Below are 23,087 nucleotides of genomic sequence, written 5' to 3'. Positions count from 1 at the left end.
ACGCAGAGACGCGGGCTGGTCAATGACGACTCGCAGAATCATCCACCTGAAATGGCGATGCCACGCACAAGTGCTGCCACATCGAGGGTGCCCCGGGTAGCTGATGGCCAGCGTGCCACCGCGCCAGCCCAGCTTCGCTGACGCCCCTCCTGTCCAGTGAGCGTAGGCACTCATCAGCCAGTAGGGCGTCCGTCCGGAGCGCCTCATGGGGGACTGCAGGCCGGTGATCCGCATACGGCCAACGTCTACACCGAGGGCGAAGCGCTCATAGAGCGCAGCCAACTCGTGGGGGCCGCGTACATCTCGAAGAGAGCGACGTCAGCTGTTGGAGTGCCCGGGCAGGTATCGGCCGTCTCCGTTCTGTACTCGTCGCCAACCGTGGTGTTGTACGTTCGCCCCATCTGGTGGCTACTTGGTTCGTGCCGAGCGGACTTCGGAAGGAGCGGTGTCGCGGGGACCGTCGGTGAAGTGGCCAGGGATTCCTGAGGGGGAGACATGTCGTATCACGTGGAGTTGCCCATCGATGTGCCGGGCGGGCCGCAGGACGTGGTGAGGGTCGAGATCGCGCCGATCGGGGAGAACGGCCTGGTCAGGGTGGCGCGTCCGGGTCAGCTGATGGCGCGCGCCTCACGGTCGCTTGGGGAGATGGTCACCGGGATCCGGCCGGTCGCGCAGAGCTTCGCCGATGGCTTCCGGGGCATGGTGCATGGACCCGACGAGCTAAACCTCGAGTTCGGCTTGTCGCTGTCCGCCGAGGCTGATGTGGTGATCTCCAGTACGGCAGCCCAGGCCAACTTCAAGATCTCTCTCACCTGGAACCGTCCCCCGTCTGACGGAACCAGCGTCCCCTCGGGGCTGGCGGCGGAGCCGGCGCAGTGACCCCGTTAGGGCCGCAGGCAGCGGAGGGCATCGGCCCGAAGGCCCTGAACGCGGCAGTGCTGCGGATTCGCGATGTGCGGGGAGAGCCGGTGGGTCTGGGATTCCTGGTCTCCCCGGAGCTGGCTCTGACGTGTGCGCACGTGGTGTCTGCAGCCCTGGGCACACCGCAGGACCAGGAGCCCCAGGCCTCCGCCCGGCTCCACGTCGATCTGCCGCTGCTATCCGCGTCCGGGGCGGGGGGCACGGGCGTGACCGCGAGCGTCGAGCACTGGATGCCGCCGCAGGAGTCCGGCGGCGGGGACGTGGCGGTCCTTCGGCTGGACGCCCCGCTGCCCGGGGCCCACCCCGTCCGGCTGATCGAGGCCGAGGAGGTGTGGGAGCACCCGGTACGGGCCTTCGGCTTTCCTGCGGGTCGCCCGGGAGGGGTCTGGCACTCGGGTGTCCTGCGGGCGGAGCAGGCCCACGGGTGGGTGCAGGCCGATCTGGCCGGACAGGGCTATCCGGTCTCCCGGGGCTTCAGCGGCACCCCAGCCTGGGACGAACACCTCGTCGGAGTGGTCGGTATGGTGGCGGTCGCCGAGTCCGGTCAGCCCCCGGTCAGCTATCTGATCCCGACCGTCGGTCTGCTTCAGGCCTGGCCAGAGCTGCGTGGGCTGGCTCTGCCACCATCGCCGTTCCGCAGCCTGTCGGCGTACCAAGAGGCCGACGCCCCGCTCTTCCACGGCAGGCGGGCCGAGAGTGACGAGCTGGCCCGAGCGCTGCGTGCCGAGCAGTGGGTCACCGTCGTAGGCGCGTCCGGGTCCGGCAAGTCGTCACTGGCCCTGGCCGGGGTTGTACCGCGGCTTCGGGCGTCGGGTGCCGAGGCGGTCGTTGTGCGGCCGGCCTCCGGCAGCAGTCCACTGGCCGCCCTCGCGGCCGGGCTGCTGCCACTGCTGGAACCCGCGCTGCCGAAGACGTCGGAGACGCAACGCCTGGCGTGGGTCGCCGACCTGACTGAGGCACTGGGCCGTGGTGGGCTGGCCGATGTCGTGACCCGGGTGCTGGAACTGCGGCAGAGTCGCCGACTGCTCGTCGTGGTCGACCAGTTCGAGGAACTACTCGCGCTCGCCCCAGAAGCTGTCAACGAGCTGGCCGACGTCCTGTTCGATGACGCTCTGCCGCACACGGTCCGGGTCCTGACCACCTTGCGGGCCGACTTCCTTGAGCTCGCGCTGGCCCATCCCCGTCTCGGGCCCGTCCTCAGCCAGCGGGTCCACGCGCTCGGGCCGTTGGGCCCCGAGCGGCTGCGCGAGGTGGTGACCGCGCCCGTCGATGCCATCCCCGGCGTGCGCTACGAACCCGCCCTCGTGGACCACATCCTGGAGGACACCGGCACCGAGCCGGGCGCCCTACCGCTGCTCGGCTTCACCCTCGACCTGCTGTGGCAGGGCCAGAGCGGTGGCCTGCTGACCTACCAGGCGTACCGGACCCTCGGTGGTGTCACGGGCGCGCTGAGTGCTCATGCCGACCAGGTCTGGGCGGAGTACGTCCCGGCACAGGACGAGCCGGCGGCGCGACGGCTGTTCACCCAGCTGATCCGGATCCCCATGGGCTCGGCGGCCGCAACGCGCCGGATGGCCCTCCGTAGCGAACTGGGCGAACACGAGTGGCGCATCGCCCAGCAGCTCGCCGCCACCCGGCTGCTGGTCACCGGCCGGAGCGCCGAAGGCAGCGAGACGGTGGAGCTCGTGCACGAGGCGCTGATCAACGGCTGGGAGAAGCTGGCGCGGTGGGCGGCCGAGGACCGGTCCTTTCTTCAGTGGCGGGAGTCGCTGCGCCATGACATGGACCGGTGGGAAGGGTCGGAGCGCAAGGTGCCTCCGCATACCGTCGCGCTGGAAGGCGCCCGGCTGTGGGTATCCGAGCGCGGCGCCGACCTGAGCACCGCAGAACACGCCTTTCTGGAGGCCGCACGGGCGTACAGCCGCTCCCGGACCCGCCGGCGGCGGGCAGCCCTGTCCTTCGTCGCCGTGCTCACGGTGGTGGCCATGATGTCCACGACGTTTCTCGTGGCCGTGCGTCAGGAGAGCCGGGTGCGCGAGGCGCTGGCCACTTCACGTGCACTGACGCAGGCATCGCAGGATGTTGCGTCCACCGACCCTGCCCGCTCGGTGATGCTGGCGCTGGCGGCCTACGAGACCTCGCCGACCCAGGAGGCCCGCAATCAGCTGCTGCGGGTGTACCTGATGCACTCGGGCAAGGGCCGGGTGCTCTCCGGCTTGCTGGGGACAGTTAGGAGACTCGAGACGAGCCTCGACGGCAACGTGGTGCTGGCCACGTCGACGAACGGCAGAGCGACGCTCTTCGTGCACGCCGTCACCGGGGAGGTCCGCAGTGCGCAGGTGCCATCGGTTGGGCAGGTGCAGTACCCGATGGTCTCGGCGGACGGGAGGCGGGCCGGCTACGTCCAGGAGGACGGAAAGGCCGCGTGGTTCTCCGTGAACCCCGACGGTGAGCACCTGGTCGGCGAGCTACACAGGCTTCCTGAAGCACCGGGGACAGCCACCGGCTCGAACAAGAAGGTGATCCCGTCGATGTCGGTGGACGGCACACTGATCGTTTCCAGGGTGCTGGACCGCTTGGTGTGGTGGGATCTCGAGAGCGGCACCGTGGTGCGTTCGACACCTGCCCCGGGGGACTACGACGACGACAGCGTCCACCTGTGGATCGCTGCGGACAACCAGACCGTCTTACTGCAGCGCGACGGGTTGGAGAAGAACACGAGTGCCCTTCTTGCCCACGACGCGGCAACCGGCGCAACACGTGTCGTCGTGACCGACGTCGACGAGATCGAGCTCTCCGGGGACCGTACTGCAGCCGTGGCGTGTCGTGCACAGCCCAACGGGCCCGCCCTGAGCCTCCTCCGGATCTCCGACGGTGCCCAGCAAGGAGAGCCGTACGGCGAGCAGGAGGAGCGTTACAAGACGGACCGGTGCTGGTCCCATTCGGTCAACACGACAGGGAGCCAGGTAGCCGTGTCGTCTGCCGACACCATTCGCGTGGTGGACCTCCTCCAGCGCAAGGTGGTCACCACCGTCCCCACGGCGAAGTCCACCTACGGGTCGCGCCGGTTGGTGTCCGCCGGCGGCAAGCTCTTCTACGTCACGTGGCAGGACTCGCTGATCACCTACACCGAACTCCCGCCTGGAGGCGGCGTACTCTCCGTCGGCCAGCAGCGGCTCACCAACGACGGCACACGGACGATCAGTGTTCTCGCTGACGGCTCCAGCATGCAGTTGCGGCCCTCGGCAGACCAGGACAGTGACCGTCTCCTCGCCGAGGCGTCGCGGCGCAAGCCCTACTGGAAGCCGGGGAACGACGACCTGCTGAAGCTCAGCAGGGACGGGAGCCTGCTCGCCGACCAGGAGGGACAGAACGTGGTCTCGGTCCGCGAGGTCTCGACCCTCCGGGAAGTGGCCATCATCACGGCCGCCGAACCTCCTCCCCTGCCCGTACCCAAGCCGTCGATCCTGGGGCCCGCTCTACCGCCCGGGGAGGCCTGGAAGTGGGGCTTCCAGTACTTCTTCGACCCTGACGGGAAGGTGCTGACCATTTCGGGGAGTGTGGTGCAGCGATGGGAGCCTCGCACCGGCAGAGAAATCGTGCGCTTCGATGTGAAGGCTCTGCTGCCAGAGGGCACCCCCGAGGGCGGACCGGAGATCGACGTTGCCCCCTATCCGGCGCCGAACAAGGTGTCCGTCATCAGGCCGGGCGATCCTGAGGTCCGCATCGTCGACATCACCACAGGCGCCATCACAGAGACTGTGAGAACCACCGAGGACGTCCTCGCAGTGCAGTTCGACCCCAGCGGCCGCTACTTCGGGCTGATGCGCCGTGGGGCGATTGTCGAGCTGTGGCGTCGCGACCCGCTCCGCCGGGAACTCGGCCCGCTGCAGAGCACCACCGAGGATCTGGTAACCCCGACTGTCACGAGATTCCTCGACGGCGACGGCCGCTTCCTGATCGCTGCCAACAATGCCGTGCGGATCTACCGTGTCGGGGAGCGCGCCCCGGAGGACTCGTACGAGTTCGGCAAGCCGCCCGGGACTTCGGACGGTTCGTACAGATTTCTGGACATCTCGGGGGACGGCAAGATGGTGATCTACGCGGACCGATCAGGCCCGGGCGGCCCCCTGGCGCTGGACCCGCAGGTGTGGCAGTACGACCTGTGCAGGATCATCGGCTACCGAAAGTTCACCGATGACGAGCGGGCCAGTCTTCCGGCACGCGTCCCAGCGCACCCGCGGTGCACCGAGCATTAGGCAGGCCGAACGCTCTGACACCGTGCTGGGAAACGTGAGGAGGGTGTCCGGGATCGTCGTGTGACGAATGACCTGGACACACCCTCCCGACCTCGCTTCCCGTGAAGATCGATGCGAACTCGCGCCGGACTGGCGGATGGGGAGGCCGCCGCAGTTGACGGTCTCCGGTAGCGAGCAGATTCCCGGACTGCTGGAGCGCCATCAGCGCCGCACGGTACGGCTTGCCTGGCAGATACCCCAGGTAGCACGTGAGTTATACAGCCGGACGGCGGCACGCCTCGCCGGCCTGCTGGCCGCGCCTGCCGAGGGCGCGTGAGCGTCGGTACCATCGCCTGGTCCCGGACGGAAGGTGAGTCGACGCCAGCATGACTGACGAAGTGAGAGGGGAGCCCGTCGGCGGACTTCCCGGCCGGGCGCGAGAAGTCGCGATCCTGCGCGCGGTGCTGGCGGGCGAAGGTGGCACCTGGTGCGTCGCGGTCACCGGCGAACCGGGGATCGGCAAGAGTCGGCTGCTGACGGAGCTGGGGAAGCTCGCGGACACAGCAGGATGGACGGTCCGCAGCGCACGCGCGGCGGAGTTCGAGTCCCACGTCCCGTTCGGTGTGTTCGTCAACGCGCTCGACGACCGGCTCGCCGAGCTGGGCCCGGAGCGTCTCGCCGCCCTCGGGCAACAGCAGCTCGCACTTCTCGCGACCGTGTTCCCGGCGATTCCCGCCCCCGGCCCCGCCGACCTGGTCGACGCGGAGCGGTACCGGCTGCACCGGGCGGTTCGGGCGTTGCTGGAGCTGGTCGCCGAGCCGTCCGGGCTGGTGCTCGTCTTCGACGATCTGCACTGGGCGGACGAGGGTTCGGTCGAGCTGCTCGACCACCTCTTGCGCCACCCGCCCCAGGCGCGGCTGGTCTTGGCATTGGCGGCCAGGCCCCGGCAGACGTCGCTGCGGCTGTGGCACGCGCTGTCCCGCGCCGCGACCGACGGAGGGGCCGAGCTGCTGGAGCTCGCGCCGCTGAGCCAATCCGATGCCGGCCACGTCATGCCGGAGGGTCTCAGCCGTTCCCGGCGGGAAGAGCTTTACCAGGCCAGTGGCGGAAACCCGTTCTACCTGGAAGCCCTGGTGCGGGCCGGTGATCGGGGTATCGCCGTCGGTGATACGGCGCTCCACCCCGACGGGGCGATCCCGGTGGCGGTCCACGCGGTGCTCGCCGCCGAGTTGGCCGCGCTGACCCCGCACGAGCGGGTCGTCGCGCACGCCGCCGCGGTCGTGGGTGACGACTTCGAGGCTGATTCGCTCGCCGAAACGGCGGCAATGGACGCCGGGTCCGTACTCGCCGCGCTCGACCGGCTCGCCGAGCGTGACCTGGTGCGGCTGGACGGCGCGACCGGCCGGTTCCGGTACCGGCATCCGCTGGTGCGCAGCGTCGCCTACCAGGACGCCGGTCCTGGCTGGCGGCTTCAGGCACACGGCCGGGCCGCGTCGGCACTCAGGAGCCGGGGCGCGCCGCCCGCCGAGTTCGCCCGGCATGTGGAGCGTTCCGCCGTCCGCGGTGACCTCGAGGCGGTCACGGCGCTCACCGAGGCGGCCGAGGCGACGATGCACACCACGCCGGCGACCGCCGGGCACTTCCTGCGGGCGGCCATCCGATTGCTCCCCGACTCGGAGTCGGCCACGCCGCAGCGCCTGATCCTGCTCGGCCGGCTGGCACACGCCCTCGGCGCCACGGGCGACCTGCGGCAGGCCAGGGAAACCATGCACGAGGTGCTGCGGCTCCTGCCTGCCGAACTCACGCAGATCCGGGCACAGACAGCGCGGGCCTGTGCGACGGTGGAGCAGATCCTCGGGCGCTACACCGAGGCCAGGGCGATGCTGCACAGCGAGTGGAAACGCGTCGAAGGTGTTGACGCCCACTCGGCGGCCGTCCTGCTCGTCGCGCTCGTTGCCGGTGAAAGTGTCGAGCGCGAGCACGGGCAGGGCCGGGTGGCCGAGGCGATCGCCGCCGCGCGGCAAGTCGGGGATCCGATGCTGCTGGCGACGGCGTTGTCGGCCGCAACGCTCATCGACCGGCGGGCGGACCGGCTGGACGAGGCGGCCGCACTCCTGGACGCGCTGCCCGACAGCGACCTGGTCCGCGACATCGATGCGGCGTTCTGGCTGAGCTGGTCGGAAGTCTCCGCCGACCGGCTCATGGCTGCGAGCCGGCACATGAGCCGTGGCCTGCAACTGGCTCGCGCGAGCGGGCAGTCCCACAAGATCGCGCTGCTGACCGCGATCCGCGGCATGGTGCATGCCTACCTCGGCGAGCTGGCGGCGGCGACGACCTGCTTCGACGACAGCCTGGAGTCGGCGGAACTGACCGGCAGCGAGGAACTGCGCGTCATGGCGTTGACCTTCGGGTGCTGGATCAGCACCTGGCGCGGCGACCTGGCAGAGGCCATCCGCCTGGGTAAGGAGGCCATCGTCCTCGACGACCAGGCGACGGCCATGAGTTCCTGGCGCAGTGGCCAGGCCGAGGCGATGCTGGCGCAGGCGATGTTGCACTCGGGTGATCCGCACGCTTGCATCGAGCTGCTGCTCACCAGCGGCGGTGGGACCGAGCTGCCCGCGGTGGGCCTGCGCACCAGGCCATTGGTGTACCTGATGCTCACGGAGGCGGAGGTCGCGGCCGGCCGGGTTGCCGCGGCCGCGGCATGGGCCGACCGAGCGGAGGACGCGGCCGGCCGGCTCGAGCTTCCGCTGCGCACCGCCATGGCACAGCAGGCCCGCGCGATCGCCACGCTTCCCACGGATCCTGCGGCAGCCGCACCGCTCGCTGTCGCCGCTGCCGGCACGTTCGGCCGGATCGGGGCGGCCGTGGAGGCCGGGCGGGCGCACTTGCTCGCCGCGACGGCGTTCGGCGGCAGCGGGGCGATCGACCAGGCCCGTGCGCATCTCCTGTCCGCCCGCGCGTTGTTCACCCGGTGTGACGCGCAGCTGTTCCTGCCTCAGGTCGCGCGCGAGGAGCGGCGCCTGAACGCGCGCGGCCCCCGGCCCGAAAGCGGCGCCGAGCGGTTCGACCTGACCGCCCGTGAGGTCGAGATCGTCAACCTGGTCTCGGACGGCCTGACCAACCGGGACATCGGCCTCCGGCTGCATCTGAGTCCCAAGACCGTCGAAGTCCACCTGGGCCGGGCCTACGCGAAGGTCGGCGTCTCCGGTCGTGTTGCTCTGGCCGGCGTGTGGGCCGCCGCGGCGCGTGATTGAGGACGCCACGGCAGCCAACTACTCAGTTGCCGAGGCCGCGTACGTACAGGTTGAACTTCCGGCTGGTGCCGTCACCGCCCAGGTTCGTCGCGCTGGTCGTGAAAGCGACGTGGTGGCCGTCGGCCGAAATCGAGGGGCTGTAGCTGTACCCATCGCTCTGCGAGCCGTCATTGGCGACGCTGACCCTGGTCGTGGTGGCGGTCACCCGGTCTCGCACGTACACGTCCCAGCTTGAGTTGGTGTCGCCGGTCACCAGCTTGTCCTCGCCGGACACGAACGCGATGTAACGGCCGTCGGCGGAGAGGGTCGTCCGCTCCTGGCCGGGGGTTCTGCCGTCGCTCAGGCCATCGGGGCCAAGGTTCACCTGCGTCGTCGTCCGGGTAACCCGGTCGTACAGGAAGATGTCGGTGTCGATCGGACCGCCGGTGTCGCCCGCCACCAGATTCGACGCCGTGGATTCGAACGCGACGAAGCGGCCGTCGGCCGAGATGGTCGCCGTGCGACTGGCGGAATTGCCTTCGTTGCCGTCGGGACCGACGCTGATCCGGTCGGTGTAGCCGGTCAGCTGGTCGTGCACGAACACGTCGTCCGCTCGGTTGGTGTCGGGGAACAGGGACAGTGTCTTCGCCCCGGAGGAGAAGGCGACGTAGCGCCCGTCTGCCGAAATCGACGGCAGTTGGCTGATGTCGTCGCCCTGGCGACCGTTCGAATCGACGCTGACCCTGGTGGTCTCACCGGTCTGCCGGTCGCGCACGAACACGTCGTGGATGTCGTTGGTGTCGCCGAACACCAGGTTCGACGCGGGAGAGTCGAATGCGACGAACCGGCCGTCGGCGGAGATCGACGGATGGGAACTCTCACTGTCGCTCTGCTCGCCGTGGCTTGCGACGCTGGCCCTGGTCGTCTCACCGGTCTGCAGGTCGTGCACGAAAATGTCGCGGTAGCGGTTGGTGTCACCGGCCACGAGGTTCGTCGCGAAGGACTCGAACGCGACGTAGCGGCCGTCCGCGGAGATCGACGGATTCCGGCTCACGTTGTTGGCCTGGTTGCCCGCGGAGTCGACGCTGACCCTGGTGATGACGCCGGTCTGCCGGTCGCGCACGAACACGTCGTCCGCTCGGTTGGTGTCGCCGGCCACCAGATCCCTTGCCGGCGAAGCGAAAGCCACGTAGCGGCCGTCGGCGGAGATCGACGGCCCGCTGGCAGAGTTGCTGATCGGTGTCGTGCCTGCCGGCGCCGGGTCGGCAGCCGTGGCATGCGCGGCGCCGACCGGCAGCAGCGCCGCGACGATTCCCGACGCGAGCACTGCGCGCCCTGCGTTGCGGATTGTGGAGAGACGTCTCATGGGTGTCCTTCTGTTCGGTTCGCCGCCACGGCAGCGTGTTGCAAGGATCAGCGTTCCGTGTCGGACCGGCCGAAGCATGAGGGAACCCCCTACACCTTCGGCGTCGCGTTCTGCGCGCCGCGCATCGTCTGTGAACCGGCCAAGGAGGCAGTCATCGGCCGTGCGACGATGACGGACACGCCTGCTCCGCCAACGCGCGTGCCTAGGGTTATCCGGGGATGGCACCGGGGTCGACGCCGGTCAGGTCGCAGCTTGCGTCCCACAACCGCGCCGCGACGGAGGTGTCGGCGAGGTGGTTCCATATCGGTGCATGTCGGGGCTCGCCGCGCAGGCCGAAGACGCGTGGTCCCCACAGCTGGCCTCCACGCACGGCCGGGTCGAGCACTGCTCGGACTGCGGGCCATGCGCCGGCGTGCTTGCCCTGGACGAGGAACGCCGCAGGTGCCGCGCTCAGCCGGGCGCCGGTGGTTCGCATATGAACCGGCGGCCGTGACGGGGTGAGGGAGTCCAGCGCGCCGCCGGGATGGACCATCACGCTCGTCACCGTGCTGCCGGCAGCGCGCAGGCGGCGGTCGAGTTCGACGCCGAAGTACATCTGTGCCAACTTGGAGCGTCCGTAGCTGCGCTTGGGCTGGTAGTCGTTCCGGGACTGCAGGTCGTCCAGGTCGAGCCGCTCGGATTTTGCCGCGAAGCTGCCCATGGTCACGACGCGGGACGCCGGCGCGGCCGACAGCAGCGGCATCAGCCACCGGGTCAAGGCGAAGTGCCCGAGGTGGTTCGTGCCGAACATGAGCTCGTGACCGTCCCCGGTCTCCCTGCGCGGCGGGTCGTCAAGCGCGACGCCGGCGTTGTGGACTACCGCGTCAAGGCGCTCCACCTTCAGTGATTCCACCGCTGTTCCGAGCGACGAGAGGTCGGCGAGGTCCAGCCGTACGGCCCGCACCCGCGCACCGGCAACCCGCGCACGGATCGAGGCCGTGGCGACCTCGGCCTTGGCGGGATTCCTGCTGCCGAGTACGACGGTGGCTCCGGTCTCCGACAACTGCTCCGCGACGAAGTACCCGATGCCGGCGTTGCCGCCGGTGACCAGGAAGACGCGGCCATCGGCACACGGCAGCCGTTGGACATTCCAATGCGGGGTGGAGGATGCGGACGACATGGCGACGGGACTCCCTTGCTGGTGAAGGCGGCTGCGACTGCTCCGCCGGCAACTCGACACCCACGGTTGCAGCGGCCACCGACACATCGCCCATGGATCACCGACAGCCCCGCCAGGCGGCCGACATCCCGCCTACACGGTGCTCGCCCGTCGCCGCACCGTGCCGGTGTTCGTCGCGTTGGCCAAACCGGTGCGCTCAAAGGCCAACTGGGACACTCAGCCACCAGAGGTTAAAGGACTCTTCGGAGACGCCTGCGCGGGTCGAAGACGTGGCGCGGGCCGGCGCCGAGGATCTCGAGGAACCCGGGGCCGGCGGAGTGGTCGGGCAGGCCTCTCGCGTGTTGCAGGAGCCGGCGCAGGGTCACCGCGTGCCATGCCGACGATGCGCATGTGGTCGTCGGGCTGTGCAGGGACACGCCAGCTCACAGGACTCCGCGGAGAGTCCCGATCGCCCGTTCTGCTCACGGGACGCCGTGCAGACGGGAGGTCCGTACTCTGCCTCCGGCCATGGAAGGTTGGCGATGATACGGTCGCCGTAGAGACGGGTTGCGCCGGTCGCCAAACACATGACGTGTTGCCGATCTGCGCCTGCGGGGTTGAGGGAGGGCAGGAGGGTGCGGTCCTTGCTCGCAGACCTGAACCGTCCTGCGGTCAATGCGTTCTTGACGGCCGTGGACGAGGTCATGAACAGCAATACCTTTCTACTGAAGGTGCGCACCCAGACCCCGGTCACCCGCGAAAACCGCCAAGAGGTTCTGAGTGCTTTCTTCCGCGCCCGACTGTTCCACGAGATGATGCTTGACGCGGACCAGGAGCGCGACTGGTGGATTTTCCACGAGGTCCCGTGGCAGACGCCGGACCCCTCGTTGGCAAACTCCACGGATGCGGACCCCTGGCTGGTCCCCGCGAATCTCCGCCTCGCCATGGAACCGATGAACGAAGCGGGCTTCCTTGCCCGTCTTCGGTGGATGCTGTGCGAGGCGTACAGCCCGCATCGCGGCCATCTCGAAGAAGAACGCGCTGTAGAAACGATCGGGGCCTTCTTGCGCGAGGCCTTCGGAACCGGCAGCCGTCTCCCTTCCAGTCGAGGGACCGCAGAGCAACCGTTCCTGCATGGTTGGTCGTTCGCCGCCGTCAAGCCTGACTTCCTGCCCTCAACCGAGTACTACACGGCGAAGCCTTGCCCCGACCTGGCCTACTTCGATGGCGGCGAGTCCGATTCCGCCACGCTCGCCTACCGGGACGATGTTTTCTTCCTCCTGCTGACGAATGGATCACCGTAGGCTGCAGACCCTCTCCCGGGTCCGTGGGAGAGTCCCGATCACCCGCTTCGGAGCGGCTGTTCGGTGGGTGAGGGTCCTGACCCCCGTGCGGGCTCCTGCCCGGCCTCCCGGCACCGTCGGCGAACCGAGCGTGACCGTTGCGCGGCCCGCCCCTTCGCTGCCCGCGCCGTTACCCATGGCCCTGGGCATCCGCTGGACAGAGCATGACGGCAGCGCCTGACGCCCCCGGCGGGGTCCGCCCGGGCAAGGCCTGCCGCACCGACGCCCACGCCGCTCGTCGCGAGCACCTTCCCGCGCGCCGGGAACTCCGGCCTCAACGACCGCTCGCCGTCAGCGCCGTCAGCGCCGTCGCTGGATATCTCGACAAAGGCGGCAGCCGCTTCGACACCGCCTACGCGGGTGTCAACGGCGCGTCCACGCCGACCGCCGACACCGCAGGCGTCCTCGCCATCGACAACGACTCCGCCCTCATCACCACCTACCTCCAGGAGTCGCGCTGACCGGCTCAGCTCGGCGGCTGGAGGCAGTTCTCCTCGAACTTGAGGACCTTGACCGTCACCGGCGTGCTGCCGTACAGCGGCGTGCTGGCGCCCGGGGACTGGAAGCAGACGCGCCAGCCGCTCTCATCGGCGGCGGCACGGCCCTGCGAACTCAAGTCCTGGACCTCGATGTTCGTACCGGACGGCAACGCCTCGCGCGCAGCCTTCAGCGACCTGCCGATCAGTTTCGGCATGTGAGTGCCCGTCCATGCCGAGGAAGCCGCTCCTCCGGAGCTCGGGCTGCTCGGCTGCGGTGAGCCGGTGGACGGGGGAGAAGATGAGGACGCGGCGGGGCCGGGCTTGTCCGTGCCGCTGTCCGCGGGCTGTGCCGTGCAGGCGGTGACGGCCAGGAGGGCGCCCGCGACCATGGGGATGACGTGGTGTGTCCGCATCGGAACATGCTTGCCGCAGTGCCGGCGCGATGCGAGCGTTGTGACGGTCCTGTGACGCACCCAAAGGCCGAACTCCCTGTCAGCCCCGAGATGGAATGGGGTGACGCGGCGGCCTCCACCGCCTCCACGAGCGCCGGCAGGAGCGTCACCGCGGTGCCGCCGCCCCGCCCCGCGCGCGGTGCCCGCTCCAACGCCCGTGCCGACGCGCGCCATCCGGCACGGGCGTCCTCGGATGGCGTCACCCTCCGCTACCGGCGAATGTGAGCCAGGGCCCGATTGACAGTCCCGAGGCGCTCCGGATACGCCGGGGGACGGTACGGACTGGCTGGCTGGCTGGCTGGCTGGCTGGCGATGTAGCCGTGGAGGTGTGGGACAAGCAACGCAGCTGGCGGGGTGGCCGCTCCGCCAAGGATGCGGCGGAATCCTCAGGCGGGGCATATCAGTTGGACAGCTGATACCTGTTCGTGACCTATTGAAAATAGGTCAGTGCGGTGCTCAACCTCGGTCAGGATTTCGCTACTTGACGCGCTTTGCCTTTCACCTGCACTCTTCATCTCCCCAAGAGGCCAAGGAGAGTGCATCGTCCCTGTTCCGAACCACAGGTACAGGTCGTTGCGGTTCCCCTCATCGGGCGGCTCCATCCGCTACCCGCCCCGCCAGGCCGGCTCATGACTCCCCTCTCCGCACATCGCGGCCTCTTGCGTACTTGCAACAAGGAGCACCGTGACCCAGACGGCTGCTGGCGAGGACCCCCTGGTCCTGCGAGCCTTCCGTACCCTGTCCCCCGCATCGCAGCAGGCCCTGTGCCCCGAAATAGCCGAAGTCCCCGACCACGCCGGGCTCCGCGAGGCGGAGTACCCTGACCGCGACACCTCCTTCACTCCCTCGGCCCGGACGCAGCTGTGCGAGGCATACCTGCGAACCTACGTCGCGCAGGCCCCAAGCCGGACCTGCCGGCATCTGACTGCCGCGATGGATGACACGGTCCAAGGCGGCGTCTCCAATCCATCGAGCGTCCTCGCCCAGCACACCACAGCCTGCCGTAGCTGCTCAGACGTCCGGGCCAACCTCGCCATCCTTCGCAGTGGAAGCCAGTCAGTCCTCACCGGCCTTCTCCTGGACGCGGCACAGCACGCGGCCCTCCCCCGCGCCGGCACCCCCGACGTCGACCCGGAAGCACCGACGCCCGCGGCATCCGACGTGAGCACGACGGCCAGCCCAGGCTCCCCGCCCCCGGTGCCACGTCCCCGCAGCCGGTCCGTCACGCGGTCCCGCGCCTCGCTCCTTGTGGCAGCCGTCTCCGTCACCGTAGCGGCCACGGCTGTCGTCACCGCCATCGAGACGACCGGCCCCTCCGACACCACCTCTCCGCCCCCGGCCCACGCCACCATCGTGCCCCCCATACCCGCGGCCGCCGCTGCCACCACAGCGTCTCCTGCTCCATCCGCCACGACCCCCGCTCCGGCCTCCTCCACTCCGTCGAGCACGGCGGAAGACCCGGTGCCGGAAGACAACGCCACCCCCACACAGAGCAGCCCTCCCATCGGCTTCCCGCTCGTCAACAGAGCGACCGGGCTGTGCGTGGGCGCGCAGAGCCGCGCCGCAGGGGCCGCACTGCGCCTCGAGGAGTGCCGGGACGTGGCCTTGCAGCGGTGGGAGACGGCCAAGGACGTATCCGGCGCGTACCGGCTCCGCAACACGGGCAGCGACAAGTGCCTCGACGGTACCGAAGGTGGCGGAAACATCGTCAGGGCCGTCCTGAACGACTGTGACCACTCCTCAAGCCGCCACGCCGTACAGCTGTGGAAGATCAGCCCGGAGAAGGGATCAGACGCGTTCCGCTTGCAGTTCGTGCCGCGTGTCGCATCGAGCGACTACTCCTCACACCTGTTCGGTCCAGAGGACTGGTGGAACGAGAATCCACCCCACGAGGGCTCCTACCTCGCGCATCTGCCCAACTATTACAACTCCGAGAGCTTCGTCTTCACCATGAACCATGGTGAGTGAGTAGGTCCTTCAGCTCTGCTTCTGTCCCCGGGGGTCCGGTTCTGGCCCACCATGGTGACGGCCCCGACCCGGGGTGATCGAGTCGATGACGTCGCAGAACTGCTCCTCTCGTGGCTGCGGGCTCTTGCCTAGGCCAAGCCCGCAGCAGCGTCAGTGTGCGTCGGCGTACACATGCTCGATCCGCTCGACCACGGTTCCCTGCTCGCGCGGCGTCGGGGGGTGGTCGGACGCTGCCCGTCGGACCTGTGGGAGCGGGGAAGCGGCCCGCTGTGGAAGCTCCTCGCGCCCCTGGTCCGGCAGGGGTTGTTGACCAGGGGGCAACGCGCTTGGCGGGTCGCACAAAGGGCTTAATTGATGGCGTCGAGCAGGCGGTGTCGACTCCAAACGTAATGGAGCGGGCCGGCTGGGCAGTGCCGGGAGCCTCAGATACCAACATGCCAAACCGGCTTCGGGGTGCCGATCGACGAGCTGCTCGACGGAATCGCATGGGTTCGGGAGGGGCTTGCGACGGGTTCATTTCGGGTCAGCCCCGCGCTGGTACGCGACTGGGCGATCCTCGATCATTACATCGCAAACGATTTCGTTGCCCACAATGCTATGCATCCCGGGGTCACGAGATCAAGATGCAGGTCGCGGAGGGGGACTTCGTCGTCAGCCACATCATGGGCCGCGGCGTACAGACGGGAGAATTGCTCGGAATCCCTCCGACCAACAAGGAAATCGAGACCGAGGGCATCGTGATCCATCGCGTCCGCGACGGGCAGATCGTGGAGTACTGGGCAGTGACCGACGTTGCGGGCGTGCTACAGCAGTTGGGCGTCCTACCAGGGCCACCGGGATAGACGCCGCCGAACGTGCCCGGGACGGGGTCCACAGGATCTCCACCAGCCGGTGGTCCTCCATGTCCAGCAGGTTGTCCCGCCGATCCCCAAGGCTTGCAGGAGTTCCTCCGTCGAGGCTCGGTCGAATTCCTCTTGTGAGTAGAAACCTTTGAACAAGAGGGTTGTCGGACCTGCGACGACCCCCTGACCACCTGGCCCGACCCGCGGAAAAGCCCGGCTCTAGGCGACAGGGCGCGGAAGGAGTGGTGTCAGTCGCCTCCGCCGCCACCGCAAGAGGAGCCGCCACCGCAGGATGCACCGTCCCCGCAGGAGAAGCTGACGCCGTCGTTCTTCCACGTTCCGCTGTGCCGTCGCCTCCGCGATGACCTGCCGCCGAACGCACCGCCTCGCGCGGCCTGGAACAGCCCCCAGGCGAGACCGATCCCCACGACTACCAGAAATTCCATTTCCGTTACCCCCGTTCCCGTCCATTCTCGCCTGTTCGGGCCCGGGCGTGCTCGCCGAGTGTGTCGAGGAACGCGGTTGTCACCGGGTCGGGATGAGGACGCGCGTAGGCGGCCAGTACGCGGCGCACCGGTGGGTCCGGGTACAAGTTCCTCGCAGGGGCCGTCGCCGCGCGCAATCCCGCAGGCAGCACGGGAACCCCCGAGGACCTGGTGGGGCGGTGCTGTACGCGATGGCCGGCCCGTTCGTCACCGGCACCGTCCTGCACATCGACGGCGGCGCCCGGCTCGTCTGAACTGTACTTCCCGTCGGTTCACCTCTCGCCCATTCACCTCCTCGCCCTTCGGAGAAACACTCCTGCGTACCCGCACCGTCGTTGCCGGATCCCTGGCCCTCGCCACCCTGTGCACCAGCATCGCCGTCGACGGCTCGCCGGGCGAGCAACCCGCCCGCCCGGCACGAGGTGCGCCTCGCGCAGCAGCTGTACACCCAAGGGCTGTCCGACCGTGTGCGGGGCACACTAGACGTGCCGACGGGCCGTCGTGACGAAAGTGTTGATCAGCTCGCTGGTGGTGTCCCGCCGCGGGATGAGGGCCTCGCGGCCGACGGGACGGTCCAGCTTGCCCACCTCCGCGAACGCAGCGTCCGCCGCGGCCAGTACCTCGGGCTCCTCCGTGATCAGGTGCAGCCGGAACAGCCCGTTCTGGGCCGCGGAGCGCCGCTCGAACGAACGCCCCCGCAAGGCGACCTCCTCCTCCGCGTCCTTTCCCTCGTGGACGCAGAACCAGTGGTGCAGCATGGCCTGGCGGAACTCGACGAGCAGCCCGGCGTACGTGCCGTACACGTCCAGCCGCTCCTGCCGCAGGCGCTCATCGCGGGCCGTCTCCTCCGTCCGGCGGGCGGAGCGCTGCTGGAACACGTGGGTCACGGTGGAGCCCAGCAAGGTGCCGAGGACCGCGATCAGGCTGGTGAGTATGGTGTTCATGCCCTTATGCAACCAGCCGCGGAACAGAGCGAGTCGGGCAGCTACGTGACGCCCGCGAGGACGCCTGCGCGGCACATACGCAACGGCGTCCACCAGCGCGCGGGCGTGTGCGAGGAACGCCGACAGGCTCACGTTGAAGGCAGCGTCTGCGCCAGCACAAAGCATCGAACAATCGCTTCATGGCGAACGTCTTCAGACGGTGATCCGCCGCCGGACCTCGATCGCCGCCTGCTGCCCCGACCGTGTCCTCCGCAGCGAGTTACGCAGGATCCAACTCCGACCCCACCTCATAACCGGCTGCCTCACTACCACCGGCCTCACCCAACCGACGCCACCCTGAAAAGCTCAGCAAATCCACAAACTCTCGTTACGGCGTCGTACCACGGCGCTGTCCGCTGCGGGACTTACCCTGGCCACATGATCACTGGTGGACACGTTGTCATCTACAGCCGTGATGCGGAAGCGGACCGGGCCTTCTTCAAGGATGTGCTGGAGTATCCGCATGTCGACGCGGGAGGCGGCTGGCTGATCTTCAAGCTTCCGCCGACCGAGGTCGCCGTACATCCGACGGACGGCCCGGAGTCGCATGAGCTCTATCTGATGTGTGACGACATCGATGCGACGGTGAAGAACCTTGCCGCCAAGGGAGTGGAGTTCTCGCAGCCTGTCACCGATGCGCGCTGGGGCCGGCTGACTAGGTTCCGACTGCCGGGTGGCGGCGACGTGGGCATGTACGAGCCCCACCACGAGCGGGCTACCGACCTGTGAGGCGTCCTGGCACCAGGGATGAACAACAACCGTGCCGACGATCCCTCCGCGCCCAAATCCGTGTACTGGTTCGGTCACTAACGGCTCACCGGTGGACATGAACTGACGGTATGTCCGAGCGACGCTTGCAAGGTCCGCGTTCCGCGCCGACATGCTGAGTGAATTCCTGCAGGTGGGCGCCTTCGTGGCCGTGCTCTACTGCTTCGTCACGGCCTGACGCACCTCCTGGTCCTGGACGTCCGCGAAACGTGCGAGCTCACCCTGCACACCAGCTTCGACCCCGACCAGCATCGTCGAGACACTGCTGCCACTGTCAAAGACCTGCAACGCCGATGACGACCTGGTCCCGCCTACGTGAACCCGGTCCTCGCCGTCCTCGCCTCCGCGACCCTGGCGGCCGGCACCGGGACCGTCACACGCGCCCTCCGCGAACGACGCCTTCCCGAATGACGGCGACCGCCAGGCACCGGCCCAACCGCACATCCAGGCCGCCACCCCCCTCCCCTTCTCATTATTCTGGACACGTGAACGTGTTTGGCGGCGGTGAAGGCCGGTATCTGGAGATGACCAACGGCGGCACGGCGGTGTTCGTGGACGTGCTGATGCTCGCCGTGTCCGCGCTGGCCCGCGAGCCGTGGGACTTCCGCTTCGCCGCCCTGCTGACGCTCCAGGACCAAAACGTGATGGGGCGTGGTGTGGTCGGCTTCTGCCTGGCGGAGCTCAACTGGGGGGACACGCCGCAGGAGCGGGCCGCAGCCAAGGACTTCCTGCTGCGCGTCCTCGATCTGGCGCTGTCCCGCCACCGCTGGGAGGAACTGACGTACGAGCCGCCCCGGGCCGAGGGGCACCTGCGCACGTACCGGGCGATGGTGGAGGAGTTCGACCCTGCGACCGCGAGGGCCGGCACGGGCGTCCTGCCCGGGCCGGACGAGGCCGCGATGGCCTCGTGCGTACGCCACCGGGTACTGGACGCGCTGCCGTTCTGGGAAGCGTGCGTGTTCTGCACGGCCGGAGCCTGAGCGCCTGCGTCCCTCCGGGACCGGTCTCGGAGGGACGATCCCGTTCCGGCCCGCTCGTGAGCGCCATGACCGCAGCGAGGACAAACCCTCCGCCCATCCCCTCGTGGTCGCCGAGCTCGAGCTGCATCCGCTGATTTCAGGTACCCGGATCGAAATCGCATGCGACCTGGAGCTGAGACTCGCAGGTTGCGGCCATCATTCGCAGACCTGCCGTGTTGGGCGAAATCGTCAAGTGGCCTTGGGCGCTCGCGGGCTTCCCCGAAGGCCTCCTCCGGCGGGCTTCGCGGCGCTGTGGTCGGAGCTCGTCGTGCGGGGTGTGGCCCGTCTCGAGGACGTGCCCGCGCCGGTGCGGACCACGCTCTCCTACGAGGACCTCCTCGATGATCCCCGCCGGGAACTGACGCGCCTGGCAAGCTTCATCGGTGTCGAGCCGCTCCCGCGATGGCTCGACACCGGGACTGCGCGCCTGGACAGCAGCCGGCGGGGCACCTCCCGGCGGCTGCCCACGGCCGAACTCGCGGCGCTGCGGGAGGGGTGTGCCCCCGGGGAACGGGCCCTGACTTGTGCACAGGGGTGGTAGTGCCGCCACGCAGCCACCACGCGACGGCCGGAATACCGCAGGAGGCCATCGGTGCGGCTCCGAGGGGGGGGTGAGTACGGCTACTCATGACGGACGCTCGGCAGTGGCCGAGCGCGGCGCGCTGTTCACCCCGACGGCTGGTGCCGGGCGCGGCACCGGTCCTCCAAGCTGCGCCTCTCTGCCCGGAGGTCCAGCCCAGTCAGGCCCGGCACAGCGCCGCACAACGCGGGCTCAACCGACAAGATCCGAAAAGGCGTGCTCTGGGGTAGAGCCCAGCGGGCCGGCGGACGGTGGTGGTATCTGGTTCGCTGGGGAAGGCCCCGGCCCCTCCCGAGACGCGCCCGGTCAAGCGTCAAGTGATCGGCTGCGAACTCCCGTCAGGCAACGTGCACGTGTCTGACCTGTAGGGGTTTGACACAACCTGTCCGCCCGCAGCTGCGCACTCATCGCGCGAGATGTCCGGCGAGGCGGCGGCTTGAGCGCTGACAGCACCGATGGCGCTCACGCCGGCAAGGGTTACTGCGGCCAGAGCGCGGCCCAGCATTCTTCGCATACGCATGACTTTCTCCTCTCAGGCGCCCCGTTCCGCCCTCGGGAAGGACGAGTCTCATGCCGACGGCGCCCTACTACTCACCATGGGCGATACACAGACGGCCCGCGAGGCGAGCCGGGCGCCGTAACCTGCGCACGGTGAGCGCCGAGCCCGCGACATCGCATCGGGTGACGCCCCGCTGAGCGTTGTTGGTGGCACGCAGAGTAACGATTGGCGCGCTGACCTGCTGGAACTCCGAGCGAAGCCACACGGAAAGCGCTGCAAGCGCGCTGTTCTGGGGCATGACGGTTACGGTCCTTGCTCCCAGCGATTGAATCCCGGCCGATCTGGTCGCACAGCTGCGTCCTGGACGACCTCGTCGCGCCGTACGCCATCGATCCGGCGGTGGCCGCCGGGCTGGACACGGGGCCCGGGTGGGCCCGGCGGTGTCCCCGCCGCGAACCTCGCGCTGACCTCGGGCCGGGCGGAGCAGGACAGCACGCGGCCCGCCGGATCGTAAACCCGCCGGGCCGCGCTGCCGGTCAGTCCAAGCGCTTGGGCATCACGATCCGGCTCGCCCGCTCCCCGGGCCCCGAGATCAGGCACCACGTCTCGAGGTCCAGGATGCCGTCCCCCTCGGGGCGGGCGTCCACCGTGTCAGGGAAGGTCACTTCGGCTGCCAGCAGGTCGAAGTCCAGCGGCAGCTCCAGCTCGCATGCCGCGCCGCCATGCGGATCCTCGATGAAGCCCTCGCGGCCCGGCACGTACCGGTTGCCGTGGGCGAGAAGCAGCTCGACCACGGGCAGGAGGCTGCGGTAGGGCTCTGCGCTCCCCGGATCCCCTGGTGCGATCTCGATCATCGTGTAGACCTCTCGTTCCCGACCGTCACTGTCCGGCACCGCCCCAGTTCTGCTTGGGGTGCTCCTTGACGGGCGTCAGTACCTGCTGCCAGTTCGGCAATCGCGCCGCTCTGGACGTACGAGCCAGCGAGTGCATCACGCGCCGAGGTTGGCGTGAAGCCTAGCGTGCGGCTGGGCTTGGCCGGTGGCGCAGGCAGCCTCCAAGGCCGGCCGATGCAGGAGGCGTCGGCCGGCGCGAGTTCCGGGCAGGGCAGTTCTCCAGTGGCGGCTACGCAAGCCAGAGCGAGCTACGCCGATGACGCGCCGGCGCTACGTCCACCATGTCCGCGGCATCGAGCGCGAGTTCATTGGCGGTGGAATTCACCAGCTGCAGGAGACTCCGTACTTGGGTTCGCAGCCGCTGTCGCGCCCGGCGTTCCTCCACTGCGGACCATCGGGCGACGAAGCGGTCCCGCTGGTGTCGAGCGAACGAGTGGACATCTACCGTGCGGCGGACCATGCGAGGTTGAGGCCTTCTGGACTCTCGTTTCGCATCGGTGAAGCTGTGTGCGCTGTACCTGAGGTCGTAGAGAACCACGGAATGCCAGGGGTTTCCTGATGAGTACTCGTGTGCGCTCTGGCTGCGTGAAGGGGGAAGATGGTGGGCGGTGCGTGTCACGGGACTCCGTTCGCAGCAACCGCCAGGTATCTCCTGGCGGGCTACCTGAAGCCCGTTGGTCCTGTCGAACGTGCGTTTTCCATGTGCTTGACCTTATCTCGCTGCTTCCGTGGGCAGGCTTGTTGCTCGTCCCCGATGACCCGTGGCAGCGCATTTGCCCCTTTGCCGCCACCCCCGCTTTCTCGACAACCTCGGCGACGCCGAGGCCCTGATCCTGGCTGAGCGGCAGCTTGGCGCGAATCCTTCCCGCTGGTGCAACCACGGTGTGGCCAGCGACGACGGCGGAAAGGTCGCGAAGGAGGTACCCGGCAAAGCCGGCGATCGGCTCAGGACCATACGCTCCGGCCTTCAGGATCCACTCCGTGGGCAAGTGGCCGTGACGATGGCGGACCAATTCGGCGAATCCCTTAGCGTGGGTCTCAGCGGCCGCAATGTCTGGACATACCCCGGTGAAACGATCCGGCAGACTGGCAGAAGTCCTTGTCAGACGTCTTCACCACTCCCAGGCGAGCTCAGCCTGACCCGGCGGTGCTGAAGGTCGACCCCGGCAACCCGCACCGTGATCAGTTCGCCTTCGGCAACGAGCTGATCGGGGCTCTCAACGGGCTCGTCGGTCAGCTCCGACAGGTGCAGCAGTCCCTCCACACCGTCGGCGAGCTGCACGAAAACGCCGAAGGGCGCGATGTTTGTGATCAGCCCACGCATGACCCGGCCGGTGTGATCAGCGAAGCGGATGAGCGGATCTTCCTGGAGAGCCTTCAACGACACAGTGACCTGCCCCTGATACGTATCGGACGCGATCACTTGGCCGGTGATGCGCTGCCCGACCTCGACGGCCTCGGAGGCGTGGTTGATCCGCGACCACGTCAGGTCGATCACGCGGACGTATCCCGTGCAGAGTCCATCGGGCTCACCGTCCAGATGGACGAAGACCCCGAAGTTGTGAACCTCCAACACAGTCCCGGTCAGAGTTCGCCCCGGCTGAATGCCGAGGAGAAACGACCGGAGCTCCGGATGTTCGCATGCCCTGGCGGACAGCTCCAGCTGCCCTCCCTGCCAACGTCCGATCTCCTCGGCTTCGATCTCCTGGCCCCCCTTGAAGAAGTCCGACGGCTGGGCAATGCGACGCATCGACGGAGCCTAGCGTCCAGCCCTCCAGCAGCCGAGCGGAACAGCGGTGACGTGACTCAAGCCAAGCGCAAGCCCTGAAGGAGAACGGCTGTACCGCCTCCGCTGGGGCCGTCCACCTGGCGGTCCA

At 68.7% G+C, this 23,087-nt stretch carries 16 protein-coding genes; 10 read left to right on the top strand and 6 right to left on the bottom strand.

The genetic code is table 11. The features are described from left to right. The first annotated feature begins 495 nt into the window (after positions 1–495). The 3 genes from OHT74_RS37690 to OHT74_RS37680 all read left to right on the top strand — a co-directional run bounded on the left by OHT74_RS37690 (position 496) and on the right by OHT74_RS37680 (position 8,416). A complete protein-coding gene (locus tag OHT74_RS37690) occupies positions 496–879 on the top strand; it encodes a CU044_2847 family protein (protein ID WP_328622790.1) in 384 nt (127 codons plus the stop codon). Then, positions 876–5,180: a serine protease gene (locus tag OHT74_RS37685; RefSeq protein ID WP_328622789.1), complete on the top strand. Its 4,305-nt coding sequence runs from the start codon at positions 876–878 to the stop codon at positions 5,178–5,180. Before OHT74_RS37690 ends, OHT74_RS37685 begins: the two co-directional genes overlap by 4 nt. 365 nt (positions 5,181–5,545) lie before the next feature. Beyond that, positions 5,546–8,416 (top strand): helix-turn-helix transcriptional regulator, encoded by a 2,871-nt coding sequence (locus tag OHT74_RS37680; RefSeq protein ID WP_328622788.1) that lies wholly within the window; start codon positions 5,546–5,548, stop codon positions 8,414–8,416. A gap of 22 nt (positions 8,417–8,438) precedes the next feature. Here OHT74_RS37680 and OHT74_RS37675 read toward each other — a convergent pair whose 3' ends face one another. Together OHT74_RS37675 and OHT74_RS37670 are read right to left on the bottom strand one after the other, a co-directional pair. Further along, positions 8,439–9,761 (bottom strand): hypothetical protein, encoded by a 1,323-nt coding sequence (locus OHT74_RS37675; protein ID WP_328622787.1) that lies wholly within the window; start codon positions 9,759–9,761, stop codon positions 8,439–8,441. A gap of 208 nt (positions 9,762–9,969) precedes the next feature. Further along, the gene (locus tag OHT74_RS37670; RefSeq protein ID WP_328622786.1) at positions 9,970–10,920 is read right to left on the bottom strand and encodes an SDR family NAD(P)-dependent oxidoreductase; all 951 of its coding nucleotides are present in this window, start codon (positions 10,918–10,920) and stop codon (positions 9,970–9,972) included. Between the two features lie 623 nt (positions 10,921–11,543). Here OHT74_RS37670 and OHT74_RS37665 point away from each other — a divergent pair. Together OHT74_RS37665 and OHT74_RS37660 are read left to right on the top strand one after the other, a co-directional pair. After that, positions 11,544–12,203, top strand: a complete 660-nt coding sequence (locus tag OHT74_RS37665; RefSeq protein WP_328622785.1) for a hypothetical protein — start codon at positions 11,544–11,546, stop codon at positions 12,201–12,203. Positions 12,204–12,406: 203 nt separating this feature from the next. Then, the gene (locus OHT74_RS37660) at positions 12,407–12,703 is read left to right on the top strand and encodes a hypothetical protein (RefSeq protein WP_328622784.1); all 297 of its coding nucleotides are present in this window, start codon (positions 12,407–12,409) and stop codon (positions 12,701–12,703) included. Positions 12,704–12,708: 5 nt separating this feature from the next. On the opposite strand, the gene OHT74_RS37655 is transcribed toward OHT74_RS37660, so the two are convergent. Then, positions 12,709–13,134: a PASTA domain-containing protein gene (locus tag OHT74_RS37655; protein ID WP_266671211.1), complete on the bottom strand. Its 426-nt coding sequence runs from the start codon at positions 13,132–13,134 to the stop codon at positions 12,709–12,711. 1,500 nt (positions 13,135–14,634) lie between these two features. On the opposite strand from OHT74_RS37655, the gene OHT74_RS37650 reads away from it, so the two are divergent. Together OHT74_RS37650 and OHT74_RS37645 are read left to right on the top strand one after the other, a co-directional pair. Next, positions 14,635–15,141 carry an RICIN domain-containing protein gene (locus tag OHT74_RS37650; protein ID WP_328622783.1) on the top strand — a complete coding sequence of 169 codons (507 nt, stop codon included), beginning with the start codon at positions 14,635–14,637 and terminating at the stop codon, positions 15,139–15,141. A gap of 389 nt (positions 15,142–15,530) precedes the next feature. Next, positions 15,531–15,983, top strand: a complete 453-nt coding sequence (locus tag OHT74_RS37645) for an ester cyclase (protein ID WP_328623476.1) — start codon at positions 15,531–15,533, stop codon at positions 15,981–15,983. 964 nt (positions 15,984–16,947) lie between these two features. On the opposite strand, the gene OHT74_RS37640 is transcribed toward OHT74_RS37645, so the two are convergent. Then, positions 16,948–17,412 carry a hypothetical protein gene (locus OHT74_RS37640; protein WP_328622782.1) on the bottom strand — a complete coding sequence of 155 codons (465 nt, stop codon included), beginning with the start codon at positions 17,410–17,412 and terminating at the stop codon, positions 16,948–16,950. Positions 17,413–17,829: 417 nt separating this feature from the next. Here OHT74_RS37640 and OHT74_RS37635 point away from each other — a divergent pair, with 417 nt between their 5' ends. The 3 genes from OHT74_RS37635 (at position 17,830) to OHT74_RS37625 (ending at position 19,779) form a co-directional block, all read left to right on the top strand. Next, complete coding sequence (locus OHT74_RS37635) at positions 17,830–18,180, top strand: VOC family protein (protein WP_328622781.1); 351 nt, start codon at positions 17,830–17,832, stop codon at positions 18,178–18,180. A 524-nt stretch (positions 18,181–18,704) separates the two neighbouring features. Then, on the top strand, positions 18,705–19,199 hold the full coding sequence (locus tag OHT74_RS37630; protein WP_328622780.1) for a hypothetical protein: 495 nt from the start codon (positions 18,705–18,707) through the stop codon (positions 19,197–19,199). A 316-nt stretch (positions 19,200–19,515) separates the two neighbouring features. Next, entirely contained in the window at positions 19,516–19,779 is a 264-nt protein-coding gene (locus OHT74_RS37625; RefSeq protein WP_328622779.1) for a hypothetical protein, read from the top strand. 1,074 nt (positions 19,780–20,853) lie between these two features. Here the strand turns inward: OHT74_RS37625 and OHT74_RS37620 are convergent. Beyond that, a complete protein-coding gene (locus OHT74_RS37620) occupies positions 20,854–21,171 on the bottom strand; it encodes a hypothetical protein (protein WP_328622778.1) in 318 nt (105 codons plus the stop codon). Positions 21,172–22,312: 1,141 nt separating this feature from the next. Next, a complete protein-coding gene (locus tag OHT74_RS37615) occupies positions 22,313–22,960 on the bottom strand; it encodes a S1 RNA-binding domain-containing protein (RefSeq protein ID WP_328622777.1) in 648 nt (215 codons plus the stop codon). Positions 22,961–23,087 lie beyond the last annotated feature (127 nt).

Origin of the sequence: Streptomyces sp. NBC_00354 (genome assembly GCF_036106915.1) — a bacterium.
GTDB lineage: Bacteria > Actinomycetota > Actinomycetes > Streptomycetales > Streptomycetaceae > Streptomyces.
The sequence above is the reverse complement of the archived record's forward strand: the minus strand, read 5'-3'. Positions and strand labels throughout refer to the sequence as shown.